The 14146-nt window shown below is 39.6% G+C and carries 13 protein-coding genes; all 13 read left to right on the top strand.

Annotation, left to right across the window (positions count from 1 at the left end):
* The first annotated feature begins 270 nt into the window (after positions 1–270).
* The 13 genes from IPK35_01605 (at position 271) to IPK35_01545 (ending at position 14121) form a co-directional block, all read left to right on the top strand.
* On the top strand, positions 271–840 hold the full coding sequence (locus IPK35_01605) for a Crp/Fnr family transcriptional regulator (protein MBK8051994.1): 570 nt from the start codon (positions 271–273) through the stop codon (positions 838–840).
* Positions 841–918: 78 nt separating this feature from the next.
* Complete coding sequence (locus IPK35_01600) at positions 919–1611, top strand: hypothetical protein (GenBank protein MBK8051993.1); 693 nt, start codon at positions 919–921, stop codon at positions 1609–1611.
* A gap of 79 nt (positions 1612–1690) precedes the next feature.
* Positions 1691–1972: a DoxX family protein gene (locus IPK35_01595; protein ID MBK8051992.1), complete on the top strand. Its 282-nt coding sequence runs from the start codon at positions 1691–1693 to the stop codon at positions 1970–1972.
* A 551-nt stretch (positions 1973–2523) separates the two neighbouring features.
* Entirely contained in the window at positions 2524–3117 is a 594-nt protein-coding gene (locus IPK35_01590; GenBank protein ID MBK8051991.1) for a hypothetical protein, read from the top strand.
* 280 nt (positions 3118–3397) lie between these two features.
* Entirely contained in the window at positions 3398–4663 is a 1266-nt protein-coding gene (gene fucP / locus IPK35_01585) for an L-fucose:H+ symporter permease (GenBank protein MBK8051990.1), read from the top strand.
* A gap of 2 nt (positions 4664–4665) precedes the next feature.
* Positions 4666–6573, top strand: coding sequence for a glycoside hydrolase family 95 protein (locus tag IPK35_01580; GenBank protein ID MBK8051989.1), 1908 nt, complete (start codon positions 4666–4668; stop codon positions 6571–6573).
* 50 nt (positions 6574–6623) lie between these two features.
* Complete coding sequence (locus tag IPK35_01575) at positions 6624–7178, top strand: hypothetical protein (protein ID MBK8051988.1); 555 nt, start codon at positions 6624–6626, stop codon at positions 7176–7178.
* A 70-nt stretch (positions 7179–7248) separates the two neighbouring features.
* The gene (locus tag IPK35_01570) at positions 7249–8583 is read left to right on the top strand and encodes an alpha-L-fucosidase (GenBank protein MBK8051987.1); all 1335 of its coding nucleotides are present in this window, start codon (positions 7249–7251) and stop codon (positions 8581–8583) included.
* A gap of 74 nt (positions 8584–8657) precedes the next feature.
* Positions 8658–8987, top strand: coding sequence for an L-rhamnose mutarotase (locus tag IPK35_01565; protein ID MBK8051986.1), 330 nt, complete (start codon positions 8658–8660; stop codon positions 8985–8987).
* A gap of 60 nt (positions 8988–9047) precedes the next feature.
* Entirely contained in the window at positions 9048–10442 is a 1395-nt protein-coding gene (locus IPK35_01560) for a sulfatase-like hydrolase/transferase (protein ID MBK8051985.1), read from the top strand.
* Between the two features lie 43 nt (positions 10443–10485).
* A complete protein-coding gene (locus IPK35_01555; GenBank protein ID MBK8051984.1) occupies positions 10486–11637 on the top strand; it encodes an alpha-hydroxy-acid oxidizing protein in 1152 nt (383 codons plus the stop codon).
* A 5-nt stretch (positions 11638–11642) separates the two neighbouring features.
* The gene (locus IPK35_01550) at positions 11643–13307 is read left to right on the top strand and encodes an altronate dehydratase (protein ID MBK8051983.1); all 1665 of its coding nucleotides are present in this window, start codon (positions 11643–11645) and stop codon (positions 13305–13307) included.
* Positions 13308–13356: 49 nt separating this feature from the next.
* Positions 13357–14121: a glucose 1-dehydrogenase gene (locus IPK35_01545; GenBank protein ID MBK8051982.1), complete on the top strand. Its 765-nt coding sequence runs from the start codon at positions 13357–13359 to the stop codon at positions 14119–14121.
* Positions 14122–14146: the final 25 nt, after the last annotated feature.

Genomic DNA, 14146 nt, shown 5'->3' with positions numbered 1-14146 from the left:
GAGAGTAGGTCTCTCGGTGGCTTGAAGCCCGTTAAAAATTGACCGCAAATCAATTTAGGAGCGAACTGCGAAACTCTTTTCGCAGCGAGGAAAGGTAAAAAAAAGAAGTGAAGGTCAATTACTATTTCAAAGCATACAAAGAATAGGGATGAACTCCTAAACCCTTTTGCAGCTAATCAGGTTTATTTAGTTCTATGGGAAGGTTGGGGTGAAATTCTCCTGCCTGAACCGATTAGTGGCAACCATTGGACACAACCTTCGCAATTAGAAATGGACAAATTCACAGATATACTACAACAAGCTAAACTAACTGACGAAGACATTGATGCTTTGCAAAAAATCATTGTACCAATAAATGTGAAGACTAACAAAACATTGATAAATTACGGCGATAAGTGCACATCTATTTATTTCATATTAAAAGGCGGATTTGCTATGCAACTTCTAAAAGAAGATGGCACAGAAAAAACAATCAATTTCTTCTTAGATAGTTTTCAGCCATTTATGACAATTCCACAAAGTTATTTTCAAGAAACAAAAAGTACCTTCAAATTATTGGCAGTCAAAAATTCCAACATTTTAGCATTTTCAAAAATAGATTTACTACAAACCATAGAGAATAGTGCTGCAATCAAAGACTTTTATCAATCCCAAATCATTTTGGCATTACTAAGTGAATTGGATTTTAGGACGAAACTCTTAACCTACTCACCAAAAAGAATGTATGAACTGCTGATTTCTGATTATCAGGAAGTAATTAAAAATGTTTCATCACGACATATCGCAAATTTTATAGGTATTTCACCCGAATGGTTGAGTAATCTAAAAAGAACTCTTTAAGTCTTAAAGTTCTTTAAGGGTGTACACAACTTTTTCGTCTCATCTTTGCATTATTGTTTCACTTAAAATATTGCAAATATGAATTGGGTAGAATTAACTGTATTGCTTAGTGGTATTGCTTGGACAATTACATACGTAGCACTTGTTTATCGTGGCATCAAAGACAAATCTTATGGTATGCCGCTTGTTCCATTAGCATTAAATATTGCTTGGGAAGTTACATTTTCACTTATTTATCCACCTCACGCCAGCGGTGGCTTGGCAACAGTAATCAATACTATTTGGATGATTTGTGATGTGGGTATTGTAATTACTTTCTTCTTATACGGCTACAAGTACTTTCAAAGTAGTTACAAAATTTCAAAAGCAGAATGGATAATGCTTGCTGTTGTTGCTTTTGTATCTTCGTTTGGAATTATGATCGCTGGTGGTCCATTCTTTGGGCAGTTTGAACCTTATTTTCACAAAGAAATTTTTGAAGGTGCAAAATTCATTGCATTTATTCAGAATCTTGTCATCTCTGTTTGTTTTGTTTTGATGTATTGGCAACGACAAAATTCCGAAGGTCAATCGTTTACAATAGCTTGGTCAAAATGGATAGGAACTTCAATGACAGTGGGACTATCTTACCTTTTGGCTGACCACATAGGCGAAGATGCTACTCTAATGTTCATCGTTATTTTAACAACCTTTGTGTTTGACACCTACTATATGCGATTGATTTACAATCAACTTAAAAAAGAAGGTATCAACCCTTGGACAAGATTATAAATTATGGAAATAACAATGTGGATTTTAAAAGGGCTTTTAGCATTGCTTTTTGCCTTTGTTGGTATCAACAAACTTTTTTTTGTCAAAATCTAAATTACTGGACAAGGGAATGAAAGGTTTAATTCATCTTGACGAAAGACAAATTAAAGTAGCAGGCTTTTTAGAACTTTTGGGCGCAATTGGATTAGTTCTTCCATCATTACTTAATATTTATCCAGCTCTATCAGCAGTTTCGGCTTTATGCTTAAGTTTGACCATGATAGTAGCGGGACAAATAAATTATAAGTTAAAACTCTCAATCGTACCGAACTTAGTAATTTTTATAATCTGCGTTTTAATAGCGTATTGGGAATTGAAATAAGGCTGCCACACACAAGGTATATCCAGGCAAAAGCAGGGCTGATGGAAGTAATTAAACATTTGTTACTTCTATCAGCTTTTGTGCTATATTTGAACTTAGGTACTTTCTATTTCACACAGGACGCAAAACCGCTAACCGTGTGTGTCTTGAACAACCTATGCAGATAGGTTGATGCTGTATGATAGATGAGAGTAGGTCTCTCGGTGGCATGAAGCCCGTTAAGAATTGAACGCAAATCATTTTTGGATCGAACTGCGAAACCCTTTTCGCAGCGAGGAAAGGTAAAAAAAAGAAGTGAAGGTCAATTACTATTTCAAAGCATACAAAGAATAGGACGGATCTGCGAAACCCTTTTTGCAGCGTGAAAAAGGCAAAAAAAAGAAGTGAAGATCAATTACTATTTCAAAGCATACAAAGAATAGGGATGAACTCCTAAACCCTTTTGCAGCTACTCATGTTTAATTAGTTCTGTGGGAAGGTTGGGGCGAGATTCCCCTGCCTGACCCGATTATTTGCGATTATTAAAACCATAGTTCTAAAAGTAATATAAAATGAAAAGAAAGAAGATTATCCTAATGGCATTTGCTTTATTAATTTTAGCTGTCATTCTTTTTCTATATATAAATAGAGATAAATTCACCTATGTTGGACAAATAGAATTAGTTGAAGTTGACTGCAATAAAAAAGGAGAAATCCTTGATAGTGTTTACCAAAGTGACCAAAGAATTAGGATGTCAAATGTACCTTTTGAGCAATTTGCGAAGGAAGACCATAGAAACCAGGAATTGGCAATAAGTATCATAGAAAAATGCGGAATGCCTTCATTAAAGGAAGTGAGTCGCAAACAACTAGATGCAATTTGGCTGGCATTACAACATACTGACAAAAAGTATAGGAAAAAATACTTTCCACTGATCGAAGAAGCTGTCAAAAAAGGTGATTTGTCAAAACAGCAGTATGCATTAATGAAAGATCGCATTCTTATGGATGATGGTAAACCTCAATTATATGGTTCGCAAATTAAAAATGGCAAGTTATACGAATTAGAAGCTCCGGACAGCGTCAATGAGAGAAGAAAAGAAATGGAATTGGAGCCATTAGAAGAGTATCTGAAAAATTTTAATATAGAATATAAACCTAACTAATAAACCACAAATAACAAGTGTTTTGACGACATACGGCTAATCGCCGATACGATTGCAAAGCACCAAACCGTGTCTTGAACAACCTATGAAGATAGGTTGATGCTGTATGATGGATGGGAGTAGGTCTCTCGGTGGCTTGAAGTCCGCTAAGAATTGATCATGAGGTCCGCTGCATCGTACAGAATTATCAGAACTTCTTTATAGCATAGTGGGCGTATACAAAGAATTTAATTTACTTTGTGTTGAAATTTAAATTGGTTTCATTTCACAAAAGTCACATATGTCACAACGCAACAAATACCTGATCCCGTTTATCCTGATTACCAGTCTCTTTTTTATGTGGGGTATTGCCAATAATCTGAACGGCATTCTGATACCACATTTGCGCAAAGCCCTGCAACTCACCAATCTTCAGTCCACGCTGGTGGATACGGCGGTATATCTGGCTTATTTTCTGATGGCTATTCCGGCAGGAATTATTTTGAAGAGATTTGGTTATAAAAAAGGAATAATTATGGGTCTGTTGATTTTTGCGGCGGGAGCATTGTTATTCATTCCCGCTGCCAATATGCAGACATATAGTATTTTTTTAGGAGGTCTGTTTATACTTGGATGTGGACTTACACTGTTGGAGACAGCGGCCAATCCTTATGCGACTAGACTTGGCGATCCTGAAGATGCTACCTTCCGGATCAATTTCGCTCAATCATTCAATGGACTTGCTGTATTTATAGCTCCTATCATTGGTACATTGTTTATACTTTCCGGCAAAGAATATACGCCTGATCAATTGGCTGCCATGCCAGAGTTGGAAAAAATGGCCTACCTGACATCCGAAGCCCAATCTGTCAAAATGCCATATATGATCTTAGGTGGTTTTCTGATTGTTTTGGCATTAATATTTTATATCATGGATTTGCCTGAAATAGGAAGTGAAGAACCAAAGTCGGATAAAGCCAAGAGTGGAGTATTTGATACACTGAAATATAATCATGTACGGTGGGCAGTGATAGCTCAGTTTTTTTATGTAGGTGCACAGGTGTGTGTGACGAGCTTTTTCATAAGGATGGCTATCAGCGGTGGTGGTGTGGACGAAAAAACAGCCGGATGGTATCTCAGTGCGTATGGACTATTATTTATGATAGGAAGATTTGTGGGCTCAGGTTTTGTCAAATTCATTAGGCCTGCAAAACTATTGAGTTTATACTCTTTCATTTGTATTTTGCTGAGCTTAGTGGCCATATATGCGGATGGAAAATTTGTCGTACTGGCATTGGGTGGGCTTGGATTTTTTATGTCTATCATGTTTCCGACGATATTCTCACTCGGTATCGAGGGCTTGAAAGAAGAAACCAAACCCGCTTCTTCATTGATTGTCATGGCGATCATTGGCGGAGCTATATTTCCTGTCATCATGGGCGGTATTATTGACAGCATGGGTGATAACATCCAGATAGGATATATCGTGCCGTTCTTATGCTTTTTTGTGGTGTGGTATTTCGGCTGGAAGGGTCATAGAGTCTTCAATAATCCGGTAGAATCCTGATCATGAGGATAAAGCTTGTTATTTTAAGTCTTTTTGTCATACCAGCGATAAAGGCACAACCTATTCAAAAGCTATGGTATAAAAGCCCCGCTGACCAATGGGTAGAAGCCCTGCCTTTGGGAAATGGCATTATTGGTGCTATGGTCCATGGTCGTACGGGAAAAGAATTGATCCAGCTCAATCATACTGATTTTTGGTCAGGAACCATCAAAGACGAAAACTCTAAAAACCCACCTCTCGACTTTGAGAAAGTCAAGTCCCTGATGTCTATGGGCGATTATGCCGCAGCCGAAAAGCAATTACAAAGTATTCAAGGTGCATTTACCCAAGCTTTCCAGCCTTTGGGAGATTTGATATTGACTTTTCCAGATTCATCACATATTTCCAATTATTACAGAGACCTCCGCATTACCGATGCTACCTCTACCATATCATATCAAACACCTCAGGGGCGCTATCAAAGAGAGCATTTCATAAGCTATCCTGACAAAGCGATGGTTATAAAACTTACAGCTGACAAAAGTAAACTGATCACTTTTAAGGCTGCACTGCAATCAAAGGTAAAATACAAGCTCTATACCGAGAACGGGATACTAAAAATGCGGTGTAAGGCACCAAAACACTCAGAGCCCTCGTATAGAGGTGTTTATCCTGATGGAAAAGACATCATCTATGACGACTGGGGTGGAGCAGGTATCGAAGCTGAAGTCCATGTAAAAGTCATAGCCAAAGGCGGAAAATCAGTAACCAATGAAGAAGGAATCTCTGTGACCAATGCTTCTGAAGCAGTAATCATGCTCACAGTAGCAACAAGTTACAACGGACGATTCAAAGCACCACACTCAGCAGGCCTGAATCCTGAAACCGAAGCAGAAAGATACTTAAAAAAGGTCGGGGCACTATCATATAAAAAATTGAAAAACAATCACATCAGCGACTACCAAAGGCTGTTTAATAGGGTTAGTCTTGATCTGAAGAGTACTGAAGATACACCAAAATCTACAGCTGAGCGCATAGTCAACTTTAAAAACAATGCTGATCCCAAACTGGTAGAATTGCTTTTTCAATACGGAAGATTTCTGCTCATAGCATCATCTCGCAGTGGTGGTCAACCTGCAAATCTGCAAGGTATATGGTCACATGAGTTACGCCCTCCGTGGAGCTCCAATTATACTATCAATATCAACACTGAGATGAATTATTGGCCTGCAGAATCTTGCAATCTTTCAGAAACTACTGAGCCATTATTCAGGCTAATCGCTGATCTGGCAGAAAGAGGCAAAGCAACTGCTCAAAAATCTTATGGTGTCAATGGATGGTGCGCCCATCACAATACTGACATATGGGGACACACAGCTTCAGGAGGCGACTATGGTGAAGGCGACCCGAGATGGGCCAATTTTGCTTTTGGCGGAGCGTGGTTGTGTCAGCACTTGTATGAACACTATCTTTTCAGCGGAGATGCGGCATTTCTTAAAAAAATCTATCATATCCTCCGAGGGTCTGCTGAGTTTACTGTAAACTTGCTGGATAAAAACAAAGATGGTTACTATGAAACATTCATTGGGACATCTCCCGAAAATGAATTCAGCTGGAAAGGACAGTCGAGAGTGGTCACCCATGGTCCGGGCATTGACCTTGCGATCACACGTGAGATTCTTCATAATTGTACTGCATCTGCAAAAATACTCAATCTGGAAGATGATCTTACCCGAAAGATAGATCAGCTATTGCCACAATTGCAGCCTTTCAGAATCAACAAGCTGGGCCGTCTCAACGAATGGGGCGACGAAGTGACCGATTCAGAACCTCATCATCGGCATTTTTCACACCTTTATGGACTTCACCCCGGCAACCAAATCAATGCATTTGACAATCCCGAATTGTTTCTTTCCGTAAAAACAGTCTGAATGGTCGTGGCGATGAAGCCACAGGATGGTCCATGGGCTGGAAGACCAATATGTGGGCACGCCTTCTCGACGGCGATCACGCATTGGCCATCATCAAAAATCTGATCAAACCAGTTAGCTTCAAAGGTATAGATATGCATGGTGGCGGTGGTTTGTATCCCAATATGTTTGATGCACATCCACCTTTTCAGATAGATGGAAATTTTGGTGTAACGGCAGGAATCACAGAGATGTTGCTCCAATCCCACAACGGTGCCATACACCTGCTTCCTGCACTTCCATCAAGCTGGCAAAATGGGTCAGTATCAGGCTTGAGAGCAAGAGGCGGATTTGAAGTATCAATGTCGTGGAAAGATGGTAAAATAGCCACAGCAACCATTCAATCAAAGTTAGGCGGTATATGCCGAATCAGATCTGTGGTACCTTTAAATATTTTAGGTGCAATACGCGCCACTGATAAAGATGTAAATCCATTTCAAAAACCTATTCCGCTGCCGGCTCCTGTCATTACAGCGGGAGCGGAATTGGGACATTTGGAATCGCCAAAATATTACGATTATGTAATTAATACAAAACCTGGAGATAGAATAGTAATTAAGGAATAGGTTTTTGACTTTAGACAGTCCGACAAAAGTTTGGACTTATTATTACTCAACAACTAAATAATTATAATTGATGAAGATCCGTTTTTTTCTTTTATTCGTGATTTTATTGTCAACAATACCATTGACATATACTCAATCATATACGCCAACACAAGCCAATCTCGAATCGAGAAAATTGTTTCAGGATATGAAGTATGGTATGTTTATACATTGGGGTGCATCCAGTATTTTGGGACACGGAGAGTGGGTGATGAATAACCGTAATATCCATGTCTCTGAATACAAAAAGTTGGTCAATGTATTTGATCCGCACCTTTTCAATGCACAGGAATGGGTAAGCCTTGCCAAAAGCAGTGGTATGAAATATATCACTTTTATCACCAGACATCACGATGGGTTCAGCAATTGGGATACCAGATATTCTGACTGGAAAATCACTAAAACCCCTTATGGCAAAGATTTACTCAAACAGTTGTCTGACGAATGCAAAAAGCAGGATATCAAGCTTATTTTATATTATTCTCTCCTCGACTGGAGCAGAGATGACTACCAATACAGCACAGGTAAAACAGGAAAAGGTACCGGGAGAACAAAAAAGGAACCCTGGCAAAACTATCTTGATTTTATGAATAATCAATTGACAGAATTGCTTACAAATTATGGTGAGATTAGTGGCATTTGGCTGGACGGACATTGGGATCAATTGGACAATGATCACGACAAATCTCTCAAGTCTAAAGTGGATTGGAAGTATGATATCATGTACTCATTGATACACAAGCTGCAGCCAAAATGCCTGATAGGAAACAATCACCATCTGACACCTATACCCGGGGAAGATTTTCAAATGTTTGAAAAAGACCTGCCAGGCCAAAATACAACGGGCTTTGGGGGTGCGGACATCTCGGCCTTACCACTCGAAAGCTGCGAAACGATGAATGACAATTGGGGCTACAGCATCACTGACCGCAATTTTAAGTCATCAGAAAAACTCATCAAATATCTTGTCAATGCAGCCGGAAGAAATGCAAATTTCCTCCTGAATATAGGTCCGAGACCTGATGGCACCATTCAGGAAGAGTTTAAGGACACGTTGGCTGTAGTAGGCAAATGGTTGCAAAAAAATGGGGAATCCATTTACGGCACCAGAGGTAATGTATATCCTGTACAGAATTGGGGAGTCATCACTCATAAACAGAAAACATATTACCTCCACATTCTTGATTGGTCCAAGATTATGAATCCACTATTTTTAACCGGATTTAATTATGGTATCAAAGATATTACAATGCTAAGAGACAATACAAAAGTTACTTTCAAACAACAGGAAGAAGGCACTTTTATATATCTGAAAGATACTAAACCGGATCCGATTGATACCATTATAAAAATAGAGCTTAAGTAGGTGACCTTTAGAGTTAAGGATACAGCGATAAAAAATAAACACTAAAAAACATTTAACTTTACAACCAAAAAAAAATGCAACGTTTCTGTCTCGCCTTAGATCTCATGGATGATCCTCAGCTCATTGCGGAATATGAGCGATATCATGAACGGATACCAGAAGCCATAGATAAAAGTATCAGGGACTCAGGCATTACCAATCTTGAGATTTATCGCATCGGTAGCCGGCTCTTTATGATCCTCGAAGCCAATGATGATTTTACTTTTGAGAAAAAAGGCAAGATGGATGCTGACAATCCGGATGTACAGGCTTGGGAGACCCTCATGTGGAAATTCCAAAAGCCATTAAAAGAAGCCAAAGAAGGCGAAAAATGGATTTTTATGAATAGAATTTTTCAGCTTTAACACACAAAGTGAAAGTAAAAAATGATAAAAATAATATCTTTTTTAGTATTAATTTTTACAATGGTCGCTCAGATCAATAGTAAGATTTTTGCTCAGAAAAGACCCAATATCCTGATACTCTTTACTGATGATCACAGCTATAATACTATCGGTGCATTAGGCAATAAATCCATTAAAACAACTAATTTAGACAGATTGGTCAAAGAAGGTACTGCTTTTACCAGAGCCAGTTGTCTTGGCGGCAAGCATGGTGCATTGTGTATAGTGAGTCGTGCAGGTATTATGACAGGTCTTTATTTAAATAGCCTCAAGGGAGGTGCAGATGTGATTCCGGCCGAAATCACCATGATGCCTGAGCATCTTAAAGCCCATGGATATAAAACTTTTGCTACAGGCAAGTGGCACAATGATAAAGAGTCATTTGTCAGAGCATTTGAAGATGGTGACAATATCTTTTTCGGAGGCATGAATTTTCCTAAAGATGGAGGTCATGAGCATACCTTAATGTATCATTTTGATCCGAATGGTCAGTATCCCAAAACAACTCAGTTCAGGGCTGAAAAATATTCCAGTACCATGTTTGCCGATGCAGCAATAGCCTATTTGAAAAAAAACAAGGATGTCCAACAGCCCTTTTTTGCTTATGTAGCATTCACATCGCCTCATGACCCTCGTACGCCTCCGCCACCTTTTGACAAGATGTATGATCCCGATAAAATTCCGCTGCCAAAAAACTTTTTGCCAAAACATCCTTTTGACAATGGCGAAATGGAAGTCAGGGATGAAAAATTATTGCCGGTACCAAGGACAGGAGAAATGATTCAAAAAGAAATAGCCTTGTATTATGGTATGATCAGCGAAGTAGATGCTCAAATCGGACGTATCCTGGATGCTTTGAAAACCAATGGACTGGATAAAAATACTTTAGTCATCTTTGCGGGAGATAATGGATTGGCTGTCGGTCAGCACGGGTTGATAGGAAAACAAAGTGTGTATGATCATAGTATGCGTGTACCATTAATCCTGAAAGGCCCAAAAATCCCAAAAAATAAAAAAAATCATGCTTTGGCGTCTCTTTCAGATATATTTCCAACTGTTTGCAGCTACCTGAATCTTAAAACACCTGAAACATCCGAAGGTAAAAACCTGATGGAAGCCATAGTAAATCCGCGTAAAGTCTTCAGAGAGAACATGTACTACAAATACAGGGATATTCAGTTGGCAGTACGAACTAATGATAATTGGAAGCTGATCAAATACAATGTGGATGGTACAGAACGTACGCAATTATTTAATCTCAATCAGGATCAGTATGAAACAAATAATTTGGCAGGAAAGCCTCAGTATCAAAAAAAGCAAATCGAATTGACAAATATTTTAAAAAGGGAAATGGCGTTTTATCGCGATGAGCTGGATATAGATAAACCTGATTGGGGTAGGAAGAAGAGTAAATAAATTGGAATATTTTAGATAACTGTTTTTAATATATACAAAAATTATGAATCCACTTTATAATACAAACTATCCCGGCATAGACGACCTCAGAAATCGAGCGAAGGCACGCATCCCTCGTTTTGCATTCGAATATCTAGACGGAGGCTGCAATGAGGATGTAAATCTTCACAAAAATACTTCAGAACTAAGAGAAGTGGAACTTAAGCCACATTACCTCAGTCCGCATACTGAATCAAACTTAAGAACTAATCTCTTTGGTGTGACATATGATGCCCCTTTTGGTATCGCACCTGTAGGATTGCAAGGCTTGATGTGGCCCAACGCTGCGGAAATCCTTGCAAAAGCAGCTTTCAAACATAATATTCCCTTTGTACTGAGTACAGTGACAACTTCAAGCATCGAACGTATAGGTGAAATCACCGAAGGTAAATTTTGGTTTCAACTCTATCATCCTGCTGATAACAATTTACGAGATGATATACTAAAAAGAGCCGCTGATGCAGGATGTAAGACGCTATGTGTACTATGTGATGTGCCTACTTTTGGCTTCAGGCCAAGAGACATCCGCAATGGTCTGGCGATGCCTCCCAGAATGACTCTGGCCAATATGTTACAGGTAATGGGTCGTCCCAACTGGGCCATCAGTACACTTATACACGGACAACCTGAATTTGCTATAATGAAAAAATACATGCCCAAAGGTCTGAACATGGCTCAACTCGGAGCTTACATGAATGCTACTTTTTCGGGACGAGTCAATGAAGCAAAAATAGCTCCTATCAGAGATATGTGGAAAGGCAATCTTGTACTCAAAGGTGTGGCCAGCGAGCAGGATACAGAGATGGCTATACGATTGGGATTTGACGGAATCATCGTCTCCAATCACGGAGGAAGACAATTAGATGCCGGCCAATCTTCAATAAAATCATTATCTCCGATTGTGGACAAGTACAAGGATAAACTCTCTATCATGATGGATAGTGGATTGCGCTCAGGACCTGATATAGCACGTACCCTGGCTTGTGGAGCAGATTTTACATTCCTTGGGAGATCCTTTATGTATGCTGTAGCAGCACTTGGTACTGAAGGTGGTGACCATATGATTAATATTCTAAAAACGCAACTAAAACAAGTGATGGAACAGGTCTGCAGTGCTGAAGTGCATGATCTTCCCAATCACCTTATCAAAAAGTAACGAGCATGTCTGAAAAGAAAACAATAGCACACCTCCATCCTGATGATAATGTCCTGGTAGCACTGAAAGATCTGCCAAAGGGAACAACCATTAACCACAATGGAAGCAATTTGGTATTAGCTCAGGATATCGAAGCAAAACATAAATTTTCCATAAAGTCACTCCATATAGGCGATGAAGTTATCATGTATGGTGTACTTGTTGGTAAAGCCATCCAACCCATTGCTCAGGGTGAGTGGATATCTACAACCAATTTAAAGCATGATGCTGAGCCATACAGTTTATCCAACCGTGGTCAAAAGACAGATTGGATACTTCCGGATATCACCAAATGGAAAAATCGAACATTCAATGGATATCATCGCAGTGATGGAAAAGTGGGAACCCGAAATTTTTGGCTGGTCATTCCCCTCGTTTTTTGCGAAAACCGCAACATCATGATGCTGAAAGATGCTTTCGAAAGAGAGTTGGGGTTTGCGCAGCCTGAAAAGTATCGTCTTCAGGTCAGACAATTGCTTGAACTATATAAAAGTGGAAAACCGACAGAAATAGACCAGCTCACATTTGACGAAGACCAAAACAAACCAACAGTCAGAAACCCTATTTTCCCCAATGTGGATGGCATAAAGTTTCTGACCCACGAAATGGGCTGTGGCGGCACCAATGAGGACTGTCAGTTATTGGCCGAAGTTTTTGCAGGCATGTGTATCAATCCCAATGTAGCAGGTATAACCGTCCTGAGCCTCGGCTGTCAAAAAACCCAAATCGAAGATCTGCAGGCAGCAATTAAAAACAGAACCAACCACTTTGACAAGCCATTACTGTACTATAATCAGCAAACTTATGGGACAGAGTATGCTCTCATGAGCGCTGCCATCAGAGACACATTCAAAGGTCTGATACAAATCAATAACATCCGACGCAAACCAGCTCCGCTTTCTAAAATCAATCTCGGTTTAAAATGTGGCGGTTCTGATGGTTTTTCAGGTATTTCTGCTAATCCGGCTCTTGGTCATGCTTCAGACATTTTGGTGGCTCTGGGCGGTACGACATTACTCGCTGAGTTTCCGGAACTATGTGGTGTGGAGCAGGATCTTATCAATCGCTGTGAGAAGGCAGAAGATGCTGAAAAATTTATCTATCTCATGGATACATACAACGATGAAGCAAAATCACAGGGCTCAGGCTTTGACATGAACCCATCCAAAGGTAATATAAAGGATGGTCTGATCACCGATGCCATCAAATCCGCAGGGGCTGCTAAAAAGGGAGGAAATGCGTCTGTTTCCGGGGTATTACGGTATACTGAGTTGCCGAAAAAAGGAGGTTTACATTTGCTCTGTACTCCGGGAAATGATGTCCTTGCCACTACAGGTATGGCTGTTTCCGGTGCTAACCTGATTGTGTTTACTACAGGGCTCGGAACACCCACAGGAAATGCGATCACTCCTACAGTAAAAGTATCTACAAACAACCTATTGGCCACAAAAATGCCGGACATCATTGATTTTGATTCAGGTACTATCATCTCCGGTGAGGAAACGATTGCCGAAAATGGAGAAGCCATGCTGGAATATCTCATAGGTTTAGCCTCAGGTGAATGCCTCACAAATGCTGAAATATTGGGCCAGGATGATTTTATACCGTGGAGGAGAGGAGTGAATTTATAGATGGTTTTTAAGTGTATACTTTCTGAGAAAATTATAAATTATAAAAATGATGTTTAGTCTTAAAGATAAAGTAGCAGTAATCACAGGAGGTGGCAGTGGTATAGGCCAGGCCATCGCTGTCTTGTTTGCCAAGCAAGGAGCAACAGTTCATATACTCGAATTATCTGCTGAGTCAGGTGCTGAGACAAAAAAACAAATAGAAAATACAGGAGGTCACTGTACCATCCAAACTTGTAATGTAGCTGATCAAAAAGCTGTGCTGTCTCTATTTGAAAAAATAGGAAGAACAGACATATTGGTCAATAATGCCGGAATAGCCCATGTAGGTACAGTTGAAAGCACGTCAGAAGATGATTTTGACAAAATTCTGAATGTCAATGTCAAAGGTGTGTACAACTGTCTGAAAGCATCCATTCCTCAGATGAAAACACATGGCGGCGGCGTCATCCTCAATATGGCAAGCATCGCGGCATTGGTGGGTATTCCCGACAGATTTGCGTATTCGATGTCCAAAGGTGCAGTCCTTGCAATGACATTATCCACAGCCAAAGACTATCTCAAGGATAATATAAGATGCAACTCAATCTCACCTGCAAGGATATATACACCTTTTGTGGAAGGATTTTTAAATAAAAATTACCCGGACAACAAAGCAGAAATGTTTGACAAACTTGCAAAATCACAACCCATCGGGCGCATGGGTACACCGGAAGAGGTAGCACATCTAGCTCTTTACCTTTGCAGTGATGAAGCAGGATTTATTACAGGTTGTGATTATCCTATCGATGGTGGTTTTGTGAAGTTAAATAATTGATTAAAGTTCTATAAATATTAATATC

It is taken from the genome of Saprospiraceae bacterium (genome assembly GCA_016713025.1).
GTDB lineage: Bacteria > Bacteroidota > Bacteroidia > Chitinophagales > Saprospiraceae > OLB9.
The sequence above is the reverse complement of the archived record's forward strand: the minus strand, read 5'-3'. Positions and strand labels throughout refer to the sequence as shown.